The following is a 26,965-nucleotide window of genomic DNA, read 5'->3' as shown; positions in this document are numbered from 1 at the left end:
TTTACTCTTAACAAACAGAAAAAATACGACAAAATGGAATACAATCCACGCCTTATCGAACCCAAGTGGCAATTGCAATGGGAAGAAAAAGAGGTTTATAAAGTTGAAAATGATACTACAAAACCAAAATATTATGTGTTAGATATGTTTCCTTATCCTTCTGGTTCTGGGCTTCATGTTGGTCACCCACTCGGTTATATTGCTTCAGATATTTTGAGTAGGTTTAAGCGTTTGAAGGGTTTTAATGTTCTTCATCCAATGGGTTTTGATTCATTTGGTTTACCTGCTGAGCAGTACGCCATCGAAACAGGACAACATCCAGCCATTACAACGGCTCAAAATATTCAAACATTCAAATCACAGTTTGATAAAATTGGTTTTTCATTTGATTGGTCAAGAGAAATTCGCACTTCAAATCCTGATTATTACCGTTGGACACAATGGGTTTTCAAACAGCTTTTCGAATCATTTTATAATAACGATACAGAAAGAGCAGAAGAAATTCAAAAACTAATTACCATTTTTGAAAAAGAGGGAAACAAAAAAATAAATGCAGCTTGTGATGATGATACACCTTCTTTTTCAGCAGAGGAATGGAATAATTTTACAGAAAAAGAAAAATCAGACGTTTTATTAAAATATCGTTTGGCGTATAAATCGGAAGCTATCGTAAACTGGTGTGCAGAATTAGGTTCTGTTTTGGCTCACGACGAAATCAAAGACGGACTTTCAGAACGTGGTGGTTATCCAGTAGAAAGAAAAAAAATGCCTCAATGGATGATGCGTACAACAGCCTACGCAGATCGTCTTTTGAATGGTTTGGAAGAAGTAGAATGGTCGGATGCGCTCAAAGAAATGCAAAAAAACTGGATTGGAAAATCGTATGGTGCAGAACTTAGTTTCAAAACTGAAGAAAATCCAAATAATAGAAAGAGTGAAGAATTAAAAGAGCTTATAGCCTTTACGACTCGCCCTGATACTATTTACGGAGTTACTTATATTGCCCTTGCACCTGAGCTTGAAATCATTGATGAGCTTACCACAAAAGAGCAACGAGCAGCCGTAGAAAATTATGTAAAATTTGCTAAAAACCGTTCGGAACGTGAACGCCAAACAGAAGTAAAAACAGTTTCAGGAGTTTTCACAGGAAGTTATGTAATCAATCCAATTTCTGGAAAAAGAACGCCTATTTGGGTGGCTGATTATGTTCTTTCGGGTTATGGAACTGGTGTTGTGATGGGTGTTCCTTCATCTGATGAACGTGATTTTCGTTTTGCTACTCATTTTGGTTTGGATATTATTCAAGTCATCAAAGAAACTCAAACAGACGAAAACGGAAATGTTTTGGAAGCCTACACAGAAAAAGAAGGACATATAATGAATTCTGACTTTTTGGATGGACTATCTATAAAAGATGCCATTCAAGCAGCTATCAAAAAATTAGAAGAGAAAAAAGCTGGAACAGGAAAAATAAATTTTAGGTTGCGTGATGCAGCTTTTGGTCGTCAAAGATATTGGGGAGAACCGATTCCGATTTATTATAAAGACGAAATTCCTCATACATTACCAGATTCTGAATTGCCTTTAATGCTTCCAGAAGTGGATAGTTACAAACCAACAGCAGAAGGCGAACCACCTCTAGGACGTGCAGAAGCATTTACTTATCAAGGAAAATATCCTTATGAGCTTACCACAATGCCAGGGTGGGCAGGTTCTTCTTGGTATTTCTTGCGTTATACCGACCCTCAAAATATGCGTGTTTTTGCATCAAAAGAAGCCGTAGATTATTGGAATCAAGTTGATGTGTATATTGGTGGAGCAGAACATGCAGTAGGTCATTTGCTGTATTCTCGTTTTTGGACAAAGTTTTTACACGATAAAGGATTTTTGAATTTTGATGAGCCATTTAAAAAATTGGTTAACCAAGGAATGATTCAAGGAAAATCTAGTTTGATTTATCGTATTAGTGGTTTCCAAGTATATTTGAGTGAAGGAATTTATCACCAAGTAGAAAAACTAACTTCTGATGCCGAAAAAATAGAAGGAATCAATCAAGTAGCAGGACATGAAGCTATTCCAGCAAATATAGCAATCAGTATTAGTCCTCTACACGTTCCTGTAAGTATGGTAAAAGATGATATTTTGGATATTAAAAAATATCAAAAATTCAGACCAGAAACAGAAAATGCAGAATTTATAAAAGAAGAAAACGGCAATTTTGTTTGTGGTTCGCAGGTAGAAAAAATGTCTAAACGTCTTCATAATGTTGTCAATCCTGATGATGTCGTTTCAGAATATAGTGCCGATGCTCTTCGTTTGTATGAAATGTTTTTAGGGCCTTTGGAATATTCAAAACCTTGGGATACAAGTGGAATTGATGGCGTTCAGAAGTTTTTGAGAAAAGTTTGGCGTTTATTCTATGACAATAATGGCGATTTGGTTTTGAATGACGAAAAACCAACAAAAGAAGAGTTCAAAACACTTCACAAAACCATCAAAAAAGTAGAAGATGACATCGAACGTTTGTCTCTGAATACTTCTGTAAGTGCTTTTATGATTTGTGTAAACGAACTTACAGCTATGAAATGCTACAAAAGAGAGATTTTAGAGCCTTTTTTGGTTATTCTTTCTTCTTTTGCGCCACATATTACAGAAGAACTTTGGCATCTTGCTTTAGAAAAAACAACTTCTATTGTAAAAGCAGAATTTCCAGTTTATGATGAGAGTTATTTGAAAGAAGATGAATTTGAATATCCAATTTCGATAAATGGAAAAGTTCGTACTAAAATGTCCTTTGCTTTAGAAACTCCAAAAGAAGATATCGAAAAGCAAGTTTTGGATGCTAAAATAGTTCAGAAATGGTTAGAAGGAAAATCTCCGAAGCGTTTTATTTTAGTTCCTAAGAAGATTGTAAATATTGTGATTTAATATTTTTACCGAACGGTTCGCTCAAAGCGAACCGTTCGTTTTATGAAACACCTATGAAAACCAAACTCATCAAATTTCACTTCATCATTCTACTTATTTTAGTGATAAATATTTTTGTTACTAATGTTTTTAACTTTGGATTAAATAGTTATGCAAAAATGTTATTAGTACTTCTTTTAGTTGGAAGTGGTTTTTCACTATTTGCTTTAAATTTCAAGCGATTATTCAAACCATTTACATTTCTAAAACTGTATTCTACACTCTATATGACTATTCCTTTATTAGTTTTATTTATTTGTAATTTTGATCACTCTTGTAGTAACTCAACAGAATACCATCTCACACAATCATTATCCACAGATACACCTATTTATAGACAATATAATTATGAGATTTATAAAAAGACAGGTGTTTTAGATTTTTTAAACACTTGTTCTGGTTCTTCTAGTAATTACTATATAGACAAAAATTATTTTATTTTTAAAGTTAGACTTGGCTATTTTCATTCTGTTTATGAAGATGCAGAGTTTACATTTTCTGAACCATTAATAAAAAAAGAAATAGAAAATATTGGTGTAAAAAATGACAGCATTTTTATAGATTTTAAAGATAATTATACTAGAAAGTTCAAACTTTATTAAAATATGAAAGCCAAACTCATCAAATTTCACATCATTATACTTCTTATTTTAGTGGTAAATTTATTTATCATTGATGGCTATAATTTTGGATTGAATAGCTATGCAAAAATGACATTGCTAATTCTTCTTTTTGGAAGTGGCATTTCAATGTTTGCTCTCAATGTCAAACCAGTATTTAAACTTTTAATAAGATTATATTCTACCTTTTATGTTGCTGTTGCTTTATTAGTATCATTCGTTGTTTGTAATACTGATAAACACCCTAGTCTCGTATTTCCGTATGATTTTTATGAGCCACTACGAATACATGTGCCTGTATATAAACAGTCTGATTATGAAGTTTACAATTATGACAAAAAAGGTGTTTTAAGTTTTCTTAGTAGTTGTGGTGGTGGTATTGAATCTGGTTATTACTTTTTAGACAAAAATTATTTTATTTTTAAAACTAGAATTGGATATTTTTATTCTGGTCATTCTGTAAAGGTTATAAGTGAAGGAAATGATGTGGAATTTACTAAACGTGATGCATACAAATATTTAATGGAAAAGGATATACAAAATATTAATGTATCAAATGATAGTATTTTTATAAACTTCTATGAAAGTGATAATATGGTTTTTGAAATTGAAAACTAAAATAACACTATGAAATACAAGAAAGTTACTTTCGAAAATATTGAAGAATTTGCTGTTCCTCTTTCTACTCATGTTTTGAAATGGAAATTTGAATTAGAAGATGAACGAGAATTATATAAGGAATTTGAAGACCAAATTATTCCATTGAACGATAAAGCGTCTGCTTTTTTATGGGATTTTGAATTCTCTCAAAAATTTTTATTCTTGGATAATAGTGATTATTTCAAAGAAACAGATTGTATATTTGCAGATGCAAAGACAAGTGAAGAGGTGAAAAAGTGGCTTTATCAACGAGGAATTAAATTCGATACAAAAGTAATTTGGACTTCCTCAAAAAATCATGCCTTTGTATTGACTTGGAAAATGATAATCAAATTTTGGGACGGCATTTTTTTCGCTTCTGATGAAATAATTTGGGATAAAACTTTAAACTGGGTTCTTAATTCTCATCATGAGGGAGTTTTATATTTTTCGAAAGATAGAATTTATGATGCTAATACAGAAAGTAGAGAAATAGCTAAACACAATGAGAGCATAAAGGAATTTCAAGATAAAATTTTGCAAAAAGGCTTGATGTCAAAGTATACTCCAAATCCTTTTCTTTCATAATACTTGTCAAAAATAATGACCCTAATACACCACAACTTTCATTATTTTAAAATGGCTTGCATCATTGTTTTATGCAACCTGTAATGTAATTTCGCATATCAAGCCTTAGAAAAAATACTATTTTTCATTCCATCTAATATAATTTTTCATTAGATTTGTTTTATTCAAAGATTATAATATCTACAAAAAAACAACTCTACTATGAAAATTAAAATCAATTCTGTTTTATTATTTTTCTTTTTAGTTTTTTTTAGTTTTTCATTTTTCTCAAAAGCTCAAAACAACTCAGAAAGTGATATTCTTTATCAGAGTAGAATAAATTCTCTTTGGCAAAACAATCAAATAGATAGCACTTTAATTGCTTATGGCGAATATTTAGCAGAGTTGAATCCAAAAAAAGAAACAAGTAACTATGTCAATTTTCAAATACAACGACTCAAAATAGCTTACTTAGTTGGAAACATAGAAGTCATAGAAAAATCTATTCAAGAGCTAAAAGAATTAAAATTAAATGATAAAAAAGAAACTGAATTAGCTCATCAGATTATATTTCAAGAAGCAAAGTACGAGTATTGGAAAGGATTCTATCAAAAAGCAGTTAATTTATTCAAACAGATTCCAAATTATCAAGAACTCAAAAGTTATCAGTTAGCCAATCGGTATGCAAACGTATCAGATATAAATTTAGACTTTTTAGAAATAGAGACATTTGAAGATTCCAAATTTGAAACAGCATCCGAACAAACTGAGCTTCTTAGCCAGCTTTTTACTTCCTACGGAATGCCTAATGAAGCCCTTTCTTATGCTCAAAAATCTATTGATTATCTTCCACAAACTGCCAACGAAATTGAAAAAGTAGATGCTCAAATTCAGTACACAAAAGTTTTGTTGCTTTATCAGTTAAAAGTAAGAGAAAGTCAAGTTTACTTAGATGAAATTCAAGAAAAAGTGGCTAAATATGCTCCTCAAACAGAATTAGAATTACGTTTTCATGTCTTATCTATGACCAAATTATTTATTGAGCGCAAAATGAAAGAAGTCGTAGAAATTAGTGATTCTGTTTGGGTACTTTGTCAAAAAACACCTGCTACTAATTCTGTTTTTCAAGACCATATTCGGGTGCGAAGTGCTATGCTTTTGGAAACTCGCAAATGGGATGAAGAAGAAAAATTATTAGATGAATATATAGAACAGTTTTCAAAGTTATATTCTCAAGAATCACATCAAGTTCAACAGCTTTATGCTCACAAATCACTTCTTTATTTTTATCAAAATTTCTATCAAAAAGCAGTTGATTATTCAGATAAAATACTTCAAAATCCTGTTGCTTCGGTTTATCTTGAAATTGATGTATATAAAATCAATGCAATTGCCTATTCAAAAATAAATAATTATGATAAGTCTTTTTTTTATGCTGAAAAATATTTAGAGCTAACAAAGAAAGCATTAGGAGAAAGTCATGTACAAGTTGCAAATGTCTACTCTTTAGTTGCCAGTATTTATAGTGAACAAAATAACTTACAGCAGTCGGTAGAGTATTCTAAACGTGCAATTGAAATTTATGAAGCACAAGAACAGAAAAATTTTCCGACAGCTATTGCTCGTTCTCATCAAGTTATTTCAAGGGTTTATCTAAAACTAGAACAAAATGAAAAAGCTCTTTTTCACTCTTTGCAAGCTAAAAAAATATTAGAAGAACTATTTTTAAAAGACAGATTTTATATTCTTGGACAAACGTATAGTAGTTTGGGAATAGTTTATAGAAGTCTTGAAAAGTACGATTCTGCCTACCATTATTATCATTTATCTTTGGCTGCCGAAAATGATTTACCCGAAAAAAACAGAAATCATGCTAATATAGGAAGAGCCTATAATAATTTAGGATATGCTTTCGAAAAACATCAAAATTATGATTCAGCTATTTATTATTATCAAAAAGCATTGATAGAAAAACAAAACAATGAAAAAACATGGACGAGTGCAAATGTTTTGAATAACTTAGCAAACTGTTTTGCAGCCATTTCAGACTTTACTAAAGCCGAAAGTAATTATAGAAAATCACTTGAAGTAAACGTATTAGGACAAGAATATGCAGATATAGAAATTGCTTTAGATTCTTACAAAGGTTTAGCTACCTTAAATAAGTTTCCTTTTGCTCAACAACTAAACTATTACAGAAAGGCAGATGAAATAATTGATAAAATGCGCTCTCAATTGCATACAGATAATGACCAATTACTTATCAGCAAACTGACAACAGAAATTTATGGAAAGGCTCTTTCTACTTGTTTTGAAGCTACAAAAATGAAAACTGTAGAGGAACAAATTTATGAAGATGCCTTTTATTTTGCAGAAAAAAATCGTGCATCTTTGCTAAGAAAACAAACTCAGGAAGCTCTTGTAATGACACAAGTTCCTGAAAATTTGAGAAAGTTAGATGTAAATTATAGTTCGCTAATTGATTATTATCAGCGTGAAATAGAAGAACTTGAAAATACAGATAGTCAGGAAAAATCAGAAAGTCAAATAGCTAAATTAGCGTATTACAATCAGCAAATTTTAGAAACAAGAAATAAAAATCAAAAACTTAAAAATGAATTATCAGAGAAATTCAAAAGTTATAAAAACCTTCAAGAACCTAATCAATTAGCTACTACTCAAACTATTAAAGAAAATCTAAAAGAAAACGAACAAATGATTGTTTATCAATGGTTTGAACCTTATTTATTTGTTCAAATCATTAGTAAAGACAAACAATTATTTTATAGAATAAAGCCAATTGATTTTGAAGAAACACTAAAAAAATATAGAAACTGTTTAGCTAAAGATTGTAGCATAGAAAAATTTGTAGTGCAAAGCGATGCACTCTATAAAATTCTAATTCAACCTATTGAATCCCATATCACAATAAGTCAAAAGCTCATTATCATTCCTGATGCTATTTTACAACAAATTCCTTTTTCTACATTATTAAGTACATCTCAACAAGAAAGTAACCTATCTAATCAAAATATCAATTATCCATTATTAAGAAAGGAAATTTCTTTTCATTATTCATCTTCACTTTGGGCAGCTCAAAGACAAAGCAAAAATCAAATAAACTATGAATATGAATTTGTGGGATTTGCTCCTGTTTTCGAAGACCAAAAAGAAAACAATAGTAATTTAGTGGCAAATAATAGAAGTAATTTGAGTTCTCTCCCATACAGCAAACAAGAAGTAGAAGAAATTGCCAATTTGTTTACTAATCAAGAGAAAAATGCTTTGGCTTTTGTAAATCTAAACGCAAATCAAGAAAACTTGAAAAGCTATGCAACCAAAACACGAAGATTGCATCTAGCTACACATAGCCAGACGTTTACAAAAACACCTTTCAATTCTCATATTTGGTTATTTGGAAAAGATTCTATTACAAAAGATAAAGAAACTCCACAAAAATTTTATGCAAGTGATTTGTATGGAATGTCGTTTCCTAACGAACTAGTAGTTTTGAGTAGCTGTCGTTCAGGTGTAGGACAAGTAGTAGAAGGAGAGGGCGTAATTACACTTACTCGTTCATTTCTGAACGCAGGAACAAAAAATGTTCTTTTTTCGCTGTGGCAAATAGATGATTTAGCTACTAAAGAACTTATGACATTCTTTTATGAATCTGTTTCTGAAGGCAAATCTTATTCAGAATCTCTGCAACTTGCCAAACAGAAATTATCAAAATCTGAGAAATTCAAAAATCCTTTTTATTGGGCAGGTATTTTATTAATTGGAGAATAAAAATAATTATTTTTGTTAAAATAATTATTTTATGTAACTAAAAGTACATTTTGGCACAGATTTTTGAATAGGTTTTGTAAATGATTAACTTATATTTTACAAAAGTAAAAGACACATTATAATCACTAATTTAACTATCATTCATTTAATCTATTCAAAATCATGAAACCTCATCTACTACTCAATCAATTAACAAGGCAACTATCTACTTATAGTTCTTTATCTATTTTGATTATTTTATTACTTGTAATCTCTGCGTGTTCTTCTGGAAAGAAAGCTCTACAAAGAGGAGATTATTACGACGCAACTCTAAAAGCTGTTGATAGACTGCGTCAGAGCCCAAACAACAAAAAAGCACGTCATACACTTGGAGAGGCTTATTATAGAGCAGTAGAAGAGAATTTGAGAACAACACGTACATTAGATACAAAAGTAAATCCTCTTAACTGGGAAAAAGTAGCAGAAAGCTATGGCAGAATCAACGAAATGGGTAACGAAATTCGTAAAAGTCCTGCTGCTTTAAAAATTGTCAAAAACCCAACAAGTTATTTATCTGAAGAAATAAAAGCGAAAGACAAGGCTGCCGAAGCAAATTATAATGAAGGAATAAAGCTAATGGGTTTAAAAAATAGAGAAGATGCAAAAAAAGCCTATTATCATTTTGTAAGAGCCAATCAATGGGTCAAAAATTATAAAGATGTTGCTGTTCAGATTCCGACAGCTAAAGATGCAGCTACTTTAAAGGTATTGGTTCAGCCTATTCAAGTTCCAAACTCATTTAGTTTGGGAAGAGACTTTGTGCAAAGTCAAGTAATGGAGTATCTAAACACAAATCGTAGAATGAATGAGTTTGTAACTTTTTATCTGTCTTGGGAAACACCTAATTATTGTTGTGCTGACCAGCTTTTAATGATGAGCTTTGATGAATTTACGGTTGGACAAGTATTTATGAAGGAAAAAACCACAACTGCAGTAGACAGTGTTAGACGTACAGTTCGTCTTGATGATGGTGCTACCAAAACTATTACAGATGCTGTAAAAGCAGATTATACACATCATGAGCAATATGTAGTTTCAAATGGACGTTTAGATGTGCGTGTCATTGACGCAAAGACAAACAGAATTTTGATGCAAGATAAATACCCTGGAGAATTTGTGTGGAGAAATGAATGGGGAACATACCAAGGCGACAAACGTGCTTTAGATAATGATCAAGAAAAGGCTGTTAAAGTTCGCCCTGTTGCACCACCACCACCACAAGATTTATTTGTAGAATTATTCAAGCCTATTTATGACCAACTCACAGGAAATATGAGAAGATTTTATAGTAGGTATTAAAATCTTGATTGATTGGAAGTTTCACAGTAACATGCCTACCAAAAGCTAGGTAAATTTAGAAATAATTAAAGAAGATGAAATTGCTAGAAATAGCATTTTATTTCAAAAAACATGAAAACAAAATGCTATTTCATCTTCTTTCATAGTATCATTATTAAAAGTTTTATCGTTAATAAAATAGATAAAACAACGTAAAATTTAATTATATCTATTTAAAAATAGAAAGTATACTGATACAATATGAATAATCAACCTCCTATTACTCAACTTCTTTCAGCTGCACAATCTGGCGATACACAGGCAATGGAAAAACTTTTTCCTTTGGTTTATGATGAACTTGTCAAGGTTGCACATAGTTTGAGGGTGCGTTGGCAAGCAAATTACACGCTCAATACGACAGCACTTGTACATGAAGCCTACATAAAACTAGCTGACCAAGACAGTAAAAACTATTCAAGTAAAGGACATTTTTTTGCTGTGGCTGCAAAGGCAATGCGTCATATTTTGGTAAATTATGCCAAAATGAAAACAGCCGAAAAACGAGGGGGAAAGGATATTGATGTAGATATTCAGAAAGTAGAAAATATAATCCCTGATGAGCAAGTTGGAGAGCATATCTTAGGACTTCACGAAGCCTTGATTACACTAGAAAACTTAAATGAAAGACAAGGAAAAGTAGTAGAATGTCGTTTTTTTGCAGGACTTTCTATTGAAGAAACTGCCGATGCACTACAAATTTCGCCTGCAACTGTAAAAAGAGATTGGAATGTAGCAAAAGCCTATTTGTATAATCAACTCAAACAGGATGTTGTATAATCGTTGGGGAGACAACAACAACAGCTAGGAAGAGATACTTCTAATTCCCAATTTCCTGTCTTCCATTCTCTCATACAATTCAACATACTGACTAGCAACTGTTTTTGGATTGAATCTTTTTACATTTTCTAATCCATTTTGTACTCGTTCATTTCTATAATTTTCATCATTTATAATCTTCAAAATTCCTTCTTTGATTTCTGTAATAGAATAGGGATTTACCAAACATGAATTTTTTCCTGCCACCCAAGGCATCGAAGAAATATTACTTGTAATGATAGGTTTTGATAAAGTCTGTGCTTCTATAATTGGCATTCCAAAACCTTCAATGGTAGAGACAAAAGAAACTAAATCACAATTTTTATAAGCCAAAATGAGCTGCTCAAAACTTACTTTATCTTCATGTTTGTAATCAATCTTATATCTTTTGAGTAATTTGAAGTGATGTTCTGAAAGTGGAGCAATGATATGTAATTTACAATTAATCCCTTCTAAAGATTCAAAAAGACGTTCTAAGTTTTTATTAAAAGCTGCCCCTAATTGTAAAATAATAGGCTTTTCTGAATTAAATTCTTTAGGAATATAATTTTTTGATGCTTCTTCAAATTTTGGTGAAATGGTTGTCGGAATGACAATTATTTTATTAGGGTCGCAATTTGTATGCTTTATGATTTCATTTTTTGTTGCTTCCGAAACAGCTGTTACAAAACGAGATTGCTTGACAGGAATATCTAACCAAAAGGTTTTCAGAAATTTTCGTTTTAATTTATCCTTTACAGAGTTGGTGTGTTGTTCTAAAAAAGCACAATCGTGAATAGTCAGAATTGTTTTTTTAGGATTTAATCCCATTGTCAGAAAATGTACATCGCCTGTAATATGATTTATGTCGCTCTTGAGATTTTGAGTTTGTTTCTTTGCATCAAGAATATTTTTTATTCGTGGCAAAATTCCATCACTAAAAAAAGGAGATTGATAAACAATTGGTTCTACTTTCTTTGAAATAGAAGGCAGATAAGAGCGAATATCTTCAAAATAAGATTCGATACTAAAATTTCCAAACTGACGAGGTTTTCTATGTAAATAAATGACTTTCAAATTTCTCTTATTATTTTTTAAACCAAATTAGAATCAAAAGAAGAAATAAGCGAAACAGGAGAAGCCGAAATTTGATGTTCTTGCAGCCAATTTTCTAGCACAACCAAATTCCAAACTCTTGCCCACGATACTCTAGGGTCATTATCTAAAAATTGTCTCCAAACTCTCATAATTCCTTCTTCATTAAACTCTGGACGACTTGCTAAATTTTGGACACGCTCATCACAAAAGCTAAAAAGTTCATTTTTAAGCCAAATTTGCCAAGGAAGAGTAAAGCCCATTTTCTGACGATTGACAACCTCAGATGGTAGTAAATTACCCACTGAATCAACTAATAACTTTTTAGGAGAATGAGGAAATTTGAAAGAATCTGGAACTTGAAGAACGTATTCAATTAATTTGTGATCTAAAAAAGGAACACGAATTTCTAAAGTATGCGCCATACTCATTTGGTCAGAATCACGCAAAAGAATATTTTGTAAATATGTAAAAAGCTCTGCTACCGAAATTTGAGATAAAAAAGGAAGTTTTTTAAAATCTTTTTGTCTTGCTAAACTTTTGAAAGCTGAGCGCACTCTGTTTTCAGTCAATTCATCTTTACGTAAAAACGATTTTATACGTTCATCTAAAAATACTTGTCTGATAAGTGGATACGTATAATCTAATTTCCAATCTTTTTGAGAAAGCAAGCCAAAAAGTTTGTCAGAAGCTACTGAAGGACGATATTTTTGTCGTAGTCTGCCAACATTAGATTTCAAAAAAACAGGTAATTTCCCTATCCATTTATTATTATTGAGCTTGTTGAGCATTGTAAAGAGGTCGTAGCCAGCAAAAAGCTCATCTCCTCCCAAGCCTGAAAGAGCCATATCAATTCCTTTCTCTTTAGTCACTTTCGAAACTATATAGGTATTTATTCCATCACCACTTGGATGATCCATAGCTGAAAGAGCTTTCGGAATAATATCTAAAAAGTCTTTTGGATTAAGACGAATATCGTGATGTTCTGTTCCAAATTTATTGGCTACCAAGCGAGCATATTTTGCTTCACTAAATTCTTCTTCATCAAAAGAAACACAAAATGTTTTTACTTTTTGGTTAGACATTCGGCTCATTAGTCCAACTATAATACTAGAATCTATTCCACCAGAAAGAAAAGCTCCAAAAGGAACATCAGCCACTAAACGCTTTTCGACTGCTTCATTTAATCTTTCATAAATATCTTTTTTTATTTTTTTATAAGTCGTCCCTATTTTTTGTTCAGTATGGTGTGCTTGCCAATAGCATTTTTCTATCCACTCTGTATCAGAAATTTCTACATAATGAGCAGGCAAAAGCATACAAACATTCTCAATCATTGTGCGAGGTGCATGTACAGTCTGATAACGTAAAAAATCTTCTAAGCCGTGGTGATCTAAATTCTTTGGAATAAATCCAGAAGCTAACATGGCACGCATTTCAGACGAAAAAACATATTTATTTTCATCTCTATAGTAATACAAAGGTTTTATACCTAATCTATCTCGTACTAAAAAAAGTTTTTTCTCTAAATTATCCCAAATAGCGAAGGCAAACATGCCTTCAAATTTTTTGATACAATTTATTCCCCACTCTGCAAAAGCTGCCAAAATGACTTCTGAATCTGAGTCTGATTTGAATGGATAATCAAGCTGTTTTTTGAGTGCTTTATAATTATAAATTTCCCCATTAAAAACTAATGTATAACGTCCATCATGAGAGTGCATTGGTTGATGTCCTGCATTAGAAAGGTCAATAATGGATAATCTTCTATGTCCTAATGTTACACTATTTGTGGTTTCATCTTGCCAAATTCCCTCATCATTTCGCCCTCGGTGTGCCATAGCTTTGTTCATAGCAGCCACTCTGTGCATATTATTTTGCAGCGAAAAATCTATAATTCCATTTATTCCACACATAAGCCTATTTTTAATTATTTTTTACTTCTCAATAACTCTTCAATTTTAATATCTACAATAATTCTGAACCAAAAACCTTGTAGAAAATGAAAAATTCGTCCTTCTTTTCCATCTAAAAAACCAAGTTGAAAAAAGAAACGATAGATAAAGTAAATACAAGGTCGCCAATAAAGAGGTAATTTCCACCAAATGTTTTTCAAAAATGCAATTTTTTCATCAGGATTACCAGAAAGTTTGCGTGTAGTGTGTTGAGAACGTAGTTTTTGAATACGTTCTACTTCTTCTTGTGCTACAAGGTCGCTATATTTGTTGTGTTTGGCAAGCCAAAAAGAAATGTCATTTTCCTTTGTGTTTTCTTCTATCAAAAAACCTTTTTTCCAAATCTGTGTTTTGCCTTCAATAACAAAACGATGATCCATATTTTCATTGAGGTCAGAATGTCCATACCCTTTTCTAAACATTTTGAGTAAATATTTTGGAAAGTAACCTCCATGTTTTATCCAACGACCTCTAAAATAATTTTTTCTATTGAAATAAATTCCATTTACTTCTTTAGAAACTGTGTTTTCATCGAATAATACTAATTTTTGTTTTAGTTCTGGAGTTACTATTTGGTCTGCATCAAGTCCAATAATCCATTCTGTCTGAATATCAAAGTTGTTTAAAGCAAAGTCCCATTGTTTCGGATGGTTTTCAAATTTATTATAAATAATTTTTGCTTGATAGCTTTCTGCAATTGATAAAGTTGCATCTGTACTACCTGAATCTAATATAAAAATGGGTGCATTCAAATCTTTAATGGATTCTAATAAGCGAGGTAAGTGTAGTTCCTCATTGAAAGTAAGAATAATAAATGAAAAATAAGACATAGAATAAAACTATTGAAACTCAATAAAATAAGCAAAAACAAAAAATTAGCACACTAGATTATAAATTAAGTACAAAACTAATTTTTTTTTTTGATTTTGCAGTAATAAATAAGTATCGTATCTTTCTATTATTAAGAATTACCTTCTCTTTTAATGACCTTGTTTAGATTAATCTTTTCTTGCATTTTAATTTTCACTCTCAATTTTGCTTTTTCACAAAAAGAGAAAATAGAGAAGGTAATTATTGATGCTTCTTTTGATACAACACCAAAGGCTATTTTTGACATAAAAAATGAAAAAGTAGTTCACGATAGTTTGCTCAATTATGCTTACTTATATGTAGATTGTAGCAAGAACAAGCCTTTTCAAGAAATCATAAATCTACAAAATGATTTTATACCCTATTCAGATACAGTTACTTGGAGTCCTAATTGTATTTATTGGGTCAAAATAACAATCAATAATACGCTTCCTCACGAACATGAATGGGTTTTGAATCTAGGTAAAGATTTGAATTTGGTCGATGTTTTTGATCCTCTTCCTGCTCTCAATGAATATTCTCATAAGATAAATGGCATTTTTGTTCCTCCCTCCGAAAGAAATATTGATGAAATAGTTTCTCAAACCAAAGTAAGAATAAATTTTTTACCTAAATCAAAGAAAACATTATTTATTCGCTATCAAAATATCAATAATCGTCCGATAAAGGTAGATTTAAAATTGATAAAAAAGGATAAATTTGAACAAGAGGTAAAATACCGTAACCTTTCTCAAGGTATTTTTCAAGGTCTTATTTGGATAATGGTTTTTTATAACTTCTTGATTTTTATACTCAATAGAGAAAAAGTTTATCTTTATTATTCCTTATATCTGCTTGGAACAGGTCTTTTCTTGGCTGTCATGAGTAGCCTTGCTTTAGATGGAATTAATGGCGAATTATTTCATTATATATGGTATTTTGCAGGATTGTGTGTGGCGTTTTATTTTCTCTTTATGCGTTCTTTTCTAAGGACAGATGAGCTATTTCCAAAAATGGATAAGGCAATTAAAGTAGCTATCTATATTCAATTTGTGGTAGTTGCTTTTGTAATGCTGTATCATTTTACAAAAGATATAAAGCTGATTGCTATCCTTTATTTTCTTTCTATCGGTCTGCAAGCTCTATTTATTTTGGTTCTTTTAGTTTGGCTTTTAGTCATCCTAAATAAGAAAAAGACAACAAAAAAAATTAATAAAAAACTAATGTATTTCTTTGTCGCTGGTTCGTTTGCCTTGATTGTAGGCGCAGCCACTGGAAATGTAATGAATTTTTTAGACCTTGCGCCAAGAACAGTAGGAGGAACATTTATCCAAGTAGGAATTGTAGCTGAAATATTGCTTTTTTCAATGGGCTTGGGATATAGAATGAAACTCAATGAGCGTGAAAAACAAGATGCCCAAGAAAAACTAATTATTCAACTTCAAGAAAACGAAATTCTTCAACGAACTCTCAATCAAGAACTTGAAGAAAAGGTAATAGAAAGAACACAAGAAATAGAACAACAAAAAGAGCAAATCAACAAGAAGAATCATCAACTTGAAGAGACCAATAAAAAAATGACTGATAGCATTACGTATGCTGCACGAATACAAGCTGCTATTTTGGGGGATATCAATCAGTTAGAAGAAGAATTGGGAAATGCCTTTATACTTTTCCGTCCTCGTGATATTGTAAGTGGTGATTTTTACTGGCTCAAAAAAATAACAATAGAAGAAAGAAGCTATAAAATATTTGTTGTTGCTGATTGTACAGGACACGGAGTTCCAGGTGCGTTTATGACTGTTATGGGTGTTGATTCTTTAGAAGAAATTGTCGGACATGAAAAAATATGGCAGCCTCATGAAATTCTCTACAAACTAGACCAACGAATTACGGCAGCCACCACACAACGCCAAAGTACAGGAAGGCAAATTCGTGATGGAATGGATATTGTAATTTTGGTTTTTGAAGAAGGAACAGATAAAGCCTATTTTGCAGGTGCAAAAAATCCTCTCTTTCATATACGAGGAAATGAATATTTGCTTACAAAAGGCTCTACATCTGCTATTGGAGGCACTTCAAAAAAGGTAAAATCATTTTCTATGCATGAAATTACTTATCAAAAAGGAGATGTTTTTTACCTTTATTCAGATGGTTTTCAAGACCAATTTGGAGGTAAAGATGGAATGAAATATATGAGCAAACTATTCAGAGAAAAGCTCGTAGAAATTTCTAATTTTCCAATGAGTACACAAAAAGAAATTTTAGATAAAGAATTTTTAGAATGGAAAGGCACACAATCACAAACGGATGATGTGATTTTGGCTGGAATACGCATGTAAAACAATTAGAAAAATAAAGAACTATTAAAAATATGGCAAAAATCGCAAAAGAATTAAAGGAGGCAATTTGTCAGATGCCTCAAAAAGAAAAAGATAAGATATTACTTCGTCTGATTGCAAAAGACCAAATGCTTATTGCAAGGCTAGAACATGACCTTTTTGGAGATGAAAACGAAACGAAAGCATTAGCTGAAGAGATAAAAGAAGACATTGACAATATGACAAGTTTCAATCATGGAACACCAGGTTGGCTTATGATGGCAATGCGAACAGAAAATGGAGCAATTACTAAACATGTCAAAATTACAAAAGATAAGACAGGAGAAATAGAACTCACTTTATATTTGCTTTCTCAAACATTTAAAAGACAAGAAAGTTTTCTAACAAAATATGCTTATCGGGCTGATAAATTTGGAGGTTATGTCTGCAAAAGAACTGATTTTGTCTTAAAAAAAATCCTCAAATTACACCCAGATTTGCAATTTGATTATAAAAATGAAGTAGAATTTATACTTGGTTTTTTACACACTTCACCTGCTACTTTGGAGGATGCTACTCTTCAAGATATTCCAACACATTGGGAAGATTTTTTAGAAAAATATGGAAAATAAAAATCAATTACGACCTGCCAAAGCAGCGAAGCTAATTAAAAATTACGAATTAGAAATGAAAGAATCTATCAAAGAAAACTTAGATGAAATTTTATCAAACTTAGAAAATACAGAAGCAAAATTAATTGCTGTTACCAAAACTCATCCTTTAGAAAAATTACAAACTTTGTATGATTTGGGTTTTAAAGTTTTTGGAGAAAACCGAGTACAAGAACTTACCGAAAAGCAAGAAAAACTTCCACAAGATATAGAATGGCATTTAATAGGCACACTTCAAACCAACAAAACTAAATATATTGCACCTTTCGTTTCGCTGATTCATTCAGTAGAAAGCTTTAAACTTTTAAAAGAAATAAATAAACGAGCAAAGCAAAACAAAAGAGTAATTGAATGTCTTTTACAAATGCACATTGCAGAAGAAGATACAAAATTTGGTTTGGATGAAAAGGAACTTTATGAAATCTTAGAAAATGAAGAAGTAAAGACCTTTGAAAACATAAAACTAGTCGGATTGATGGGAATGGCAACTTTTACAGATAATGAAAAACAAGTTCGCTCAGAATTTAAAAAACTAAAATCTCTTTTTGATAAAGTAAAAGCAAATCAAGATTCATTTAATAAAAATAATACAACAAAAAATATAGCCTTTAGAGAGCTTTCTATGGGAATGAGTGGCGATTATCCAATAGCAATAGAGGAAGGAGCAACACTTGTACGTGTCGGAAGTGCTATTTTTGGAAAAAGATAAAGAAAAAGAGAGATTAAATTGATTTGATTAATATTTCCATTTCTGTACTTTGAATGATATACAACTTGGATTATGTCGCTAATTTATTAGATTGTAAAGCAAATAAAATTAATTACTATTAACCTAAAAAATACTCCTATGAAAGTTCAATTTAACACAGACAATACTATTGACGGAGACGCAAGGCTTGAAGCGTTCTTTTCTGATATGATTTCAAAAAAACTTAATAGATATGATTCTCATATTACTAGAGTAGAAGTTCATTTGTCTGATGAAAATGGCAAAAAAGAAGGTTTAAACGATATAAAATGTTTATTAGAAGCGAGGTTTGAAGGCAGACAACCTATTGCTGTTTCAGCTCAAGAAGATACCATCGAAAAAGCAGTTTCAGCATCTATTGATAAAATGAAAGCTGCTTTAGATAGTTTCTTAGGGAAAATACAGAGTCGTTAAAAAGTAAAGTTACCTATTCTATTATTGAATTGAAAAGGCTTAGTGATATGACTAAGCCTTTTTAGTTGGCAAATTTTAATCTTTTATGACACTATTTCAAATAGTTGTAGATTAAATTTTTATTCTCAAAACTGTTTGGGTTTCAATCCTTTACTGGCAAGTTCTGCAATTTGAGTAATTCGCTTATTTCTTGTTTCTTGTCTTTTGGCAGATACAACCCAATATAACATTGTTTTTCTAACTGATTTACTTAAACTCTTAAAAAAGTTCATTGCATTTGCATTTTCATTTGATTGTAATGCTGTTTCCAAGTCTTTTGGAATAAGTAATGCTTCAACACTATCTAAAATTTCCCAACTACCATTTTGTTTTGCAATTTTTATACAGTCCAAGCCTGCTTGCAGCATCAATCCTTTGGCTATAAGCTGCTCTACTTTTTCCTTATTGACTTTAGACCAAGTGCTTTTTGGTTTTCGTTTAGAAAAATATTGAATATACCTTTCTTCATCTAACGTTTTTTTGACACTATCAATCCAACCAAAACACAAAGCCTCATCTACAGCATCGCTCCAAGTTAGAGTTGGTTTTCCTGTCTTCTTTTTATAAAAAATAAGCCAAACAGCATCTTTTTGAATATGATTTGTAACTAACCATTCTCTCCATTGCTGTTTGGTTTGTGGATAATATGTTTCTGTTTCTCTCATTAAAATTTATTTCATTGCTACTAAAATAACACTACTACCAATATTAGTTTTATTCTTTGATTGATTTTATTTTTTATAGTATGATTTTACGATGTCTTGACCTGTATAGTTTGCTCCAGCTTTATCATCTGCACCTAAATATACAAAATCATCTTGCATATTTTTATTTCCTTTTATGCTCAGAAGTTTAGTTTTTAAATTATAATCTACACCTTCTTTCTGAAAATATTCTTGAATTGCCTTTTTACTATCTGCTTCATTTGTAATTTCTATATCTTTTATGTCAAGATTAGCCAATAATATTCCATCACTTTTCAATCTACTTGCTGCGTATCTTATCAACTTCATTTTATCTCCAATGTAGTGCAATCCGTGTACAATGGTAATCAAATCATATTTGAAATCTGTTGTCCAATCTGATAAGTTTATTTCGCTAATTTCTAATATATTTTCAACTTCGAAAACAGATGGGTTGAAATATCCAACTAAGTCTATTCCTTCTAACTTATACCTAGAACTATTAGCTTCTTTTTTGAGAATATTTGCAATTTCTAATAAGGCATTCCCTTCTCCACAACATAAATCTATCCAGCGAACTTCTTGCTCATTTTTAATCCCTTTCAAATACGATTCAATATTAATTTTGATGTCTTTCTCATAGCTGTTCACACCTAAAGCTACTCTTTTTCTATTCATTGTGTTATTCGCTACAACCGATGACCACGAGAGTTCATCGTCATTTTTTAAGTTTATCATGTTATTTTTTTTGGCACTAATTATATTTGAATATAAAATACAGGTAATGTTCATGAAAATAAAAATTGTGTGTTCAGTTCTGAGGAAGTGAACACACGATGTTTCGCTAAAAAGTCGGAAGAGCCAAATAATTTATACCGACTTACTATCAGACAAACTCATAATCCACTTTCTTGCTTCTTCTTTAGTTGGGAAGTATTTTGTGGTAAAATTCTGATGTAGTTTTTCCTCCATAAGTTGTTCTACAGAAAGTTGTGATATAAATTCTGGACTAACTACCATTGCCATTTCTTTCCATCCCAATTTCAAAAGAGACTTAGCCATAGTACTCTCTGTCCACTCTTGCAATGTTGGAGAAACAGTAAATAAAAAGTTTTGGAGATTCACCAACGCTCTCTTAGGCTTGAATTCTAAGGCAAACTTCAAATAATTTGTCATTGCTTCTTTATATTGTTCTGGTGTCATATCTTCAGTTGTAGCAAACCAAGTTGCTTCTATGAAGTTATCATCTTTAAAAAATTCTAAACGTGAAAAAACGCTCTCATAAATAATCATAAAAAAGTAATTTTAGTTATAAAAAAATATTTACAGTAACTAATATACATCATTTTCTATAAAAAAAGTATTACTATTAAATATTATTACGATTAATTTAGAATTAGCATTTTTCCATAAAAAAATATATTAAATTTAAATATATAAAATAACATTTCTATATATTATTTTCTGCATTAAAAAGTTTAAAACTCCAAAATAAATCCAATAGTAGGCAAAACACTTGGATCACTATTTTCTAAAATAGTAGGAATTGCATTTGAGCCGTCATTTTTTATTGGTTGTCCGTCGGTAGTTTGGAAACCTGAATTATCATCTGTTCTGGCAAATGTATAACGAGGAAAAGCAGGAGAAGCCTGTACAAAAGCATTCTGAATATCAATATATAAATCTAAAGTCAATCGTTTGAAATTGATTTTTTTATCTAAACGAAAATCAAACTGACTAAAATTTCCTAGTCGATCAGAATTCAGACGAGAATTATCCAAAACTCCATTTCCAGTTGTCAAGTAATTTCTTTGAGAAGCCAACAAATCAAAAGGCGTATAAGGCGCACCTGCTGCAAAACGGTATTTCAAACCCATTTCCCAACCTCTGCCAAATTTTCGCCCCAAAATAGCCGAAATCAAATGTCCATTGTCCCAAGCCGAAGAAATAAGCTGCCCATCTGTTCCTGAAAATTCACTTCTTACAAATGTATAAGAAAAGACAGCAAAGATTTTACTAATTAGTTTTTGTTGAAATAAAAATTCTACTCCGTAGGCTCTTCCCTCTCCAATGCTTGCGACCTCCTCATTGCCAATTGCACCAAAATTTCCTCCTTGATTGGCAAGTGAAATGCCATCACGCACCGAAACAGGATAGTTTGCATAATTTTTATAAAAACCTTCTACTGTAAAACGTGTACTTGCTCGTGGCAAAAACTCCGTTCCCAAAACATAATGCGTAGAAGAAATATATTTATTTGATTTATTGACAAAATCGCCATTTTCATTCTGAAAACCCAAAACAGTATAAATTGGAAGTTTGAAATAACGACCCACAGAACCATTAATTGACCATTCATCGTTCAGATAATAGGAAGCCGAAAAACGAGGCGAAAGTGTTTCTAATGGATTATTTCCTGTTTTTGTAAAGGTATTCATATCAGTACGAACACCAAAAGATAAACCTAATTTATTATTCAAAACCGTTTTGGAAACCTGTCCGAAAGCTCCATATCTAAAAAAATCAATCGCAGAATTATAATTGAGCAAAACTTGTGGCTGAATAATAGTTCCTGTCGAATCTCTCAATTCCTTTCTTACTCTGCTAAAAATATTATTATTAAATTTTACATATTGACCGACTAAACCATAAGCGTATTTCCAGCCATTTTTTGACTTATTTACATCAATACGCAATTTATTTTCAATTTCTTGAGATTCTAAAAGTAGCGTTCTAAACTCTTCGGTTTCTTGTCGGTCTTCAAATTGGTCAAGGCGATTATCAAACATATTTCTACTCAAGGCTACATTTACATAACCATCTTTCACCAATCTTTTAAGCGCAAAACCTGTCGTATAATTCCATTGATTAATACTTGGGTTTGAACGCAAAACATATTCATTTTCTGGTGTAGATTCTCTTGGTTCTTCAAAGGTAAATTCATCAATCGCACCAACTCCAATGGCTGTAAGTGTAGTTTTTTCATTGAATTTGTGGGTTACTTTATATTGAAAATCCCAATAGTTTGGACGAATGGGAAGGTCAATAATTTCGAATAAAAACTGCAAATACGAACGACGAGCAGACAAGAGCATAGTCGTTTTTTTTCCTAAAGGAGCTTCAAAAGTAGTTGCTAGTTCTGTTCCTGAAAGACGGATATTTCCTTGCAAACGCTCCGAATTTCCTTCTTTTTGTTTGAATGTAAAGACAGAAGCAAGCGCATTATCATAACGAGCTTCAAAAGCCGACGAACTAAGCGTTACATCTTCAATAAAAGACACATTCAAAATTCCAGTAGGTCCTCCTGCGCTTCCCTGTGTCGCAAAATGATTGATAACAGGAATTTCAATTCCATCTAAATAATAGATATTTTCATTTGGCGCACCACCACGAATAATAATGTCATTGCGAAAACCACCAACCGAACCACTTGTACTTCCCACCCCTGGAAGAGCCTGTACAACACGAGAAATATCAAAATTCCCTCCCGGATTGCTTTTTATTTCTTCTGTCGTCAATCTTTGTGTTGAAAGTGGACTTTCAACGGTTGTAGGAGAAGCCGAAGTCGCTTTTCGTGCTACAATTTCGACACCTTCCAAATTAGAAGCTGATTCAGAAAGCTCAAAATTGACATTATTTGCATTACCTGTACTGACAACAATATTAAATTTTTTGAGCGATGCAAAACCGACATAAGAAGCCTCCAAATTATAACTTCCAACAGGAATTTCTAATTTATAATTTCCTTCCAAATCTGTAACTACGCCAATAATAGGATCGCTTCCCAAAACAATAACCGAAACGCCAATGAGTGGTTCTTGAGTGTCTTTATCTCTAACTGTTCCTTGTACAATTCCTTTTTTTACTGATTTCTGTTTTTTAGTTGGGTCTTCTTCTTCAACTATATTTTCTGTTGAATTGTCTTGTGCAAAAGTAGAAATACAAACACTAAAAAATAGTGCAAAAAATAAATAGTAAAATTTTGAAGTAGTCATTCGAATTTTTGATAAAATAAAAAAATAGTTTTAAATTTATAGTATGTTTACGTATTAAATAAGAGAATTGCAGAAAGTGTTTTCTTTTCAGAATGCAAATCTAACCTCAATAATTGAGAATTGTTTTAGATTTGAATAATTATTTTCTTAAATTTATAGAAAACTATTTTCAATTTAGTACGTTAATATACTAAATTTTATTTTAAAGTTAACTAATTAGAGACACGAGCAACGGTAGGGTTAGCTTTTCTTGAAAAAGCAGAAAAAGACTTATCCATTGCTAGTGTCCACACCATAGCCGTCAAGTCAAGAAAACTGTACTCTATTTTTCCCATTATCAACGTCCATTTTGGCTTCGCCGACTTAAAAGTTCTTCGAAAATACACGATTGCTAAGGGAGAAAAGTGCTGATTTTGTTTATTTTACCTTAGCAATCGTCAGTTATCGAAGATAACAAGACGTTGATAATGGTAGAATAAACAATAGCTTAACCGCTATGGTGTCCCCACGAGCGATATACACAGTAAAAAAAATGAACTACGATATTTTACATCAGCTTATAAATCAAGCTCAAGAATACGAAACCCAAACAGGGCAAAAATTAGAAAAAAATGACTTAGCTATTTTCTCAAAGTGGTTGTATGAAAAGACACACAGCCATGTGTCTAAAGAAGAAATAAAACTAGAACCAACAGGTGAAACCTTAGATAGTATCATCGGAAAGTTTATTGGTTTTATGTATCGTTTTGCAAAATTTTATACAAAAAAAGCTTTAGAAGATAGTCTTTTGACTACTTTAGATGATTTTACTTACTTGGGAAGTATTCTTTTGAAAGCAGGAAGCACCAAAACTGAAATTATTGATTATCATATTCACGAAAAAACAACAGGGATAGAAATTTTGAAACGCCTCAAAAAGAATGGTTTTATAACAGAACAAAAATCACTTACAGATAAGCGTAGCAAGTCTTTATTCATTACCGAAGCAGGAAGAGGAATCTTTTTTGCTCATGTAGAAAGAATGCAAAAGATAGGAGAACTTATTGTGGGAGATTTGCAAGAAGATGAAAAACGACAGCTTATTTCACTTTTGAATCGTCTTAATGATTTTCATCAGCCTATTTATCATGAAAATAAGAAAGAAAGTATTGAAATACTTTTAAATTTTAGAAAACAGTAATTTTAATGAAAGAACCTTTTACCTTAGAAGATGAAAAATATTTTATCTCAATTCATAATATGAATTTTACTCCAAGAGTTTGGGCTGCTAGAAATGGACATCGTATTTTATGTGGAGATTACAGACAATATGAATTTAAAGACAAAGAATTTGAGAAATGGATTCATGAGGTTTATGAAATTCTACATACAGAAGATTTGAGTGAGGTTCGCAAAGAAGTTTTAACTCAACCAGAAATAAATATTATCGAAGAAGAAGATTCATTTTAAAGATGAAAAAACTACGATTAACTTTCCTATTCACAGTTTTCTGTATTGGTTTTGCTTTCAAGTGGTATTTTACAAATCTTGATGTAGAATATTCGGTTTGGCTCTTGAAACCTACGACGATTTGGGTAGAACAAATTACAGGACTAAATTTTGATTTTTTGCAGAATGAAGGCTATGTCTGTACTCACACTCTGCCGATTACAATTATTGATAAAAGCTGTTCAGGTCTTAATTTTTGGCTGATGGCTTTGTTGTTGGGAACTTTTCTTTTGTACAAAAAAGTAACTAATTTGTGGCAATTTTTCTATTCTTTTATAGCTGTTTTTGGTTTGGCTTGGCTGGTTACCATTATTGCAAATACGGGTAGAATCGTTATTTCAATAAAATTCTTACCTCTTTTGATTCCTTATATTGACTATTCTCAAAGTCATCTTTTGCTAGGAATTTTTATTTATATTACAATGCTGATTCTTTATTATTTAGGATTAAAATGGGCAATAGGAGTTAAAAATAAATATAAATAAAATTGTATTTTATTCTACTAATTACTGGTAACTGATAATTACTAACTGAAAAACTTGGTATGATTTTGTTATTTAGAGTAGTTATAAATAATGATTTTACTTTATCTAAAGTTCTTTTTTAGAGTTTAAGTAAAAACAATTTATATTAAAATTCCTATCTCACTCACTAATATCAAGCAATGAAAAATTTACTCTATATTCTCATTCCATTATTCTCAATATTTTTCAGTTCTTCTTTGCAACAAGCAAAAGCACAAGATTTGCCTCACCCAGATAGTGTCGAAATGCTCATCAACAGCATGGCGATTCAGATAGAAGCAACGCAAGGATTAAATGATATGTACAATTTTGACTTTAGAAGTGCTGAAAGTCAGTTTCAATGGATTAAAAGACATTATCCCAAACATCCACTTGGCTATTTTTTGATGGGATTAAGTAATTTTTGGAAAATGATGCCTAATGAAGACGACAAAAGTTATGATGGTGTTTTTAATAACTATATGGATACTACAATCACCTATGCAGAAAAAATATATGATAATGCAGAAAAAAAATCTCCAAAACAGATAGAAGCAGCTTTCTTTTTATCAGCTGCTTATGCCTTTAAAGGACGTTTAGAATCGAATAGAAGAAATTGGACGGCTGCCACTATTGCTGGAAAACGAGCATTGAATTACTTAGAAGATGCTAGAGGATATGGTGATTTGAGTCCAGAATTACTCTTTGGAGATGGTTTATACAACTATTATGTAGAATGGATTCCAGAAAATTATGGAGAACTAAAACCTATCTTTTGGTTTTTCAAAGATGGTGATAAAGCAAAAGGAATAAAACAATTAGAAGAAGTAACAGCAGAAGGATTTTATACCAAAACAGAAGCACAAACTTTTCTGATTCGTATTTATGATGGCGAAGCAAAAGAAAATCCAATATACAGAGAAAAGGCATTGAATTTAGCAGGATATTTACATCAAAGTTATCCAAAAAATGCCTTTTTTCATCGTCAATACTTAAAACTTTTATATATGACAGGGGATGGAAACAAAACCATTGAGGAATCTAAAAATGCCTTAGAACTTATCGAACAAAAAGCTTTTGGATATGAAGGTACAATCGGACGTTATGCAGCTTTCTTTTTGGGTTCACATAATTTTAGAGCATTGAAAAATTATGAAGAAGCCAAAAAATATTTGGAACAAGCTGTACAATTTGGAGAAAGTTCGGATGCACAAGATTCAGGTTATTACTTATATTCTTTGTCATATCTAGGACAAATTGCACACATAGAAAAAGATTACAAAGCTGCACAAGGTTATTACGAAAAAATAAAAGACCATGCAGACCGTAAACACCCAACAAAAAAAGAAGCAAAAGAATATTTGAAAGAAAACAGAAAATTATTTAAATAATTAGGTGATAAGGTCGTTGGTTAGACACCAATAACGGCAAAAACGAAACCCATAACTTA

The 26,965-nt window shown here is 31.3% G+C and carries 23 protein-coding genes; 15 read left to right on the top strand and 8 right to left on the bottom strand.

Translation table 11 applies throughout. The features are described from left to right. The first annotated feature begins 33 nt into the window (after positions 1–33). The 7 genes from V9L04_RS11785 (at position 34) to V9L04_RS11755 (ending at position 10,736) form a co-directional block, all read left to right on the top strand. Positions 34–2,928 carry a class I tRNA ligase family protein gene (locus V9L04_RS11785; RefSeq protein WP_338790007.1) on the top strand — a complete coding sequence of 965 codons (2,895 nt, stop codon included), beginning with the start codon at positions 34–36 and terminating at the stop codon, positions 2,926–2,928. A gap of 158 nt (positions 2,929–3,086) precedes the next feature. Further along, on the top strand, positions 3,087–3,569 hold the full coding sequence (locus V9L04_RS11780; protein WP_338790006.1) for a hypothetical protein: 483 nt from the start codon (positions 3,087–3,089) through the stop codon (positions 3,567–3,569). Positions 3,570–3,572: 3 nt separating this feature from the next. Beyond that, entirely contained in the window at positions 3,573–4,205 is a 633-nt protein-coding gene (locus V9L04_RS11775) for a hypothetical protein (RefSeq protein WP_338790005.1), read from the top strand. Between the two features lie 9 nt (positions 4,206–4,214). Then, positions 4,215–4,814: a hypothetical protein gene (locus V9L04_RS11770; protein WP_338790004.1), complete on the top strand. Its 600-nt coding sequence runs from the start codon at positions 4,215–4,217 to the stop codon at positions 4,812–4,814. A 201-nt stretch (positions 4,815–5,015) separates the two neighbouring features. After that, positions 5,016–8,582 carry a CHAT domain-containing tetratricopeptide repeat protein gene (locus V9L04_RS11765; protein WP_338790003.1) on the top strand — a complete coding sequence of 1,189 codons (3,567 nt, stop codon included), beginning with the start codon at positions 5,016–5,018 and terminating at the stop codon, positions 8,580–8,582. A 162-nt stretch (positions 8,583–8,744) separates the two neighbouring features. After that, complete coding sequence (locus tag V9L04_RS11760; protein ID WP_338790002.1) at positions 8,745–9,920, top strand: hypothetical protein; 1,176 nt, start codon at positions 8,745–8,747, stop codon at positions 9,918–9,920. A 240-nt stretch (positions 9,921–10,160) separates the two neighbouring features. Then, positions 10,161–10,736, top strand: a complete 576-nt coding sequence (locus V9L04_RS11755) for a sigma-70 family RNA polymerase sigma factor (RefSeq protein WP_338790001.1) — start codon at positions 10,161–10,163, stop codon at positions 10,734–10,736. Between the two features lie 24 nt (positions 10,737–10,760). Here V9L04_RS11755 and V9L04_RS11750 read toward each other — a convergent pair whose 3' ends face one another. From V9L04_RS11750 to V9L04_RS11740, 3 genes are read right to left on the bottom strand one after another with little or no spacing between them, the layout of a single operon-like run. Beyond that, the gene (locus tag V9L04_RS11750; RefSeq protein WP_338790000.1) at positions 10,761–11,831 is read right to left on the bottom strand and encodes a glycosyltransferase family 1 protein; all 1,071 of its coding nucleotides are present in this window, start codon (positions 11,829–11,831) and stop codon (positions 10,761–10,763) included. Positions 11,832–11,848: 17 nt separating this feature from the next. Continuing rightward, positions 11,849–13,765 (bottom strand): asparagine synthase (glutamine-hydrolyzing), encoded by a 1,917-nt coding sequence (gene asnB, locus V9L04_RS11745; protein WP_338789999.1) that lies wholly within the window; start codon positions 13,763–13,765, stop codon positions 11,849–11,851. Positions 13,766–13,779: 14 nt separating this feature from the next. Continuing rightward, on the bottom strand, positions 13,780–14,634 hold the full coding sequence (locus V9L04_RS11740) for a glycosyltransferase family 2 protein (protein ID WP_338789997.1): 855 nt from the start codon (positions 14,632–14,634) through the stop codon (positions 13,780–13,782). Positions 14,635–14,787: 153 nt separating this feature from the next. Between V9L04_RS11740 and V9L04_RS11735 the strand changes: the two genes are divergently transcribed. From V9L04_RS11735 to V9L04_RS11720, 4 genes are all read left to right on the top strand, one after another. Then, the gene (locus tag V9L04_RS11735; protein WP_338789996.1) at positions 14,788–16,995 is read left to right on the top strand and encodes a 7TM diverse intracellular signaling domain-containing protein; all 2,208 of its coding nucleotides are present in this window, start codon (positions 14,788–14,790) and stop codon (positions 16,993–16,995) included. 32 nt (positions 16,996–17,027) lie between these two features. Further along, a complete protein-coding gene (locus tag V9L04_RS11730; RefSeq protein ID WP_338789994.1) occupies positions 17,028–17,606 on the top strand; it encodes a hypothetical protein in 579 nt (192 codons plus the stop codon). 55 nt (positions 17,607–17,661) lie between these two features. Next, positions 17,662–18,354 carry a YggS family pyridoxal phosphate-dependent enzyme gene (locus V9L04_RS11725; protein ID WP_338794198.1) on the top strand — a complete coding sequence of 231 codons (693 nt, stop codon included), beginning with the start codon at positions 17,662–17,664 and terminating at the stop codon, positions 18,352–18,354. Positions 18,355–18,492: 138 nt separating this feature from the next. Then, positions 18,493–18,807, top strand: a complete 315-nt coding sequence (locus tag V9L04_RS11720) for an HPF/RaiA family ribosome-associated protein (protein ID WP_338789993.1) — start codon at positions 18,493–18,495, stop codon at positions 18,805–18,807. 125 nt (positions 18,808–18,932) lie between these two features. On the opposite strand, the gene V9L04_RS11715 is transcribed toward V9L04_RS11720, so the two are convergent. The 5 genes from V9L04_RS11715 to V9L04_RS11695 all read right to left on the bottom strand — a co-directional run bounded on the left by V9L04_RS11715 (position 18,933) and on the right by V9L04_RS11695 (position 23,859). Further along, positions 18,933–19,511, bottom strand: coding sequence for a YdeI/OmpD-associated family protein (locus tag V9L04_RS11715; protein ID WP_338789992.1), 579 nt, complete (start codon positions 19,509–19,511; stop codon positions 18,933–18,935). Positions 19,512–19,577: 66 nt separating this feature from the next. Beyond that, on the bottom strand, positions 19,578–20,267 hold the full coding sequence (locus tag V9L04_RS11710) for a methyltransferase domain-containing protein (protein ID WP_338789991.1): 690 nt from the start codon (positions 20,265–20,267) through the stop codon (positions 19,578–19,580). 132 nt (positions 20,268–20,399) lie between these two features. After that, positions 20,400–20,822 carry an STAS/SEC14 domain-containing protein gene (locus tag V9L04_RS11705; protein WP_338789990.1) on the bottom strand — a complete coding sequence of 141 codons (423 nt, stop codon included), beginning with the start codon at positions 20,820–20,822 and terminating at the stop codon, positions 20,400–20,402. Positions 20,823–21,007: 185 nt separating this feature from the next. After that, the gene (locus tag V9L04_RS11700) at positions 21,008–23,524 is read right to left on the bottom strand and encodes a TonB-dependent receptor (protein WP_338789989.1); all 2,517 of its coding nucleotides are present in this window, start codon (positions 23,522–23,524) and stop codon (positions 21,008–21,010) included. A 212-nt stretch (positions 23,525–23,736) separates the two neighbouring features. Then, entirely contained in the window at positions 23,737–23,859 is a 123-nt protein-coding gene (locus tag V9L04_RS11695; protein WP_338789988.1) for a hypothetical protein, read from the bottom strand. A 197-nt stretch (positions 23,860–24,056) separates the two neighbouring features. Between V9L04_RS11695 and V9L04_RS11690 the strand changes: the two genes are divergently transcribed. From V9L04_RS11690 to V9L04_RS11675, 4 genes are all read left to right on the top strand, one after another. Continuing rightward, a complete protein-coding gene (locus tag V9L04_RS11690) occupies positions 24,057–24,704 on the top strand; it encodes a MarR family winged helix-turn-helix transcriptional regulator (protein ID WP_338789987.1) in 648 nt (215 codons plus the stop codon). 5 nt (positions 24,705–24,709) lie between these two features. After that, a complete protein-coding gene (locus V9L04_RS11685; protein ID WP_338789986.1) occupies positions 24,710–24,973 on the top strand; it encodes a hypothetical protein in 264 nt (87 codons plus the stop codon). 2 nt (positions 24,974–24,975) lie between these two features. Next, the gene (gene xrtK, locus V9L04_RS11680) at positions 24,976–25,497 is read left to right on the top strand and encodes an exosortase K (protein WP_338789985.1); all 522 of its coding nucleotides are present in this window, start codon (positions 24,976–24,978) and stop codon (positions 25,495–25,497) included. 179 nt (positions 25,498–25,676) lie between these two features. Next, positions 25,677–26,906, top strand: a complete 1,230-nt coding sequence (locus V9L04_RS11675; protein ID WP_338789984.1) for a tetratricopeptide repeat protein — start codon at positions 25,677–25,679, stop codon at positions 26,904–26,906. The last annotated feature ends 59 nt before the right edge of the window (positions 26,907–26,965 follow it).

The organism is Bernardetia sp. MNP-M8 (assembly GCF_037126285.1).
GTDB lineage: Bacteria > Bacteroidota > Bacteroidia > Cytophagales > Bernardetiaceae > Bernardetia.
The sequence above is the reverse complement of the archived record's forward strand: the minus strand, read 5'-3'. Positions and strand labels throughout refer to the sequence as shown.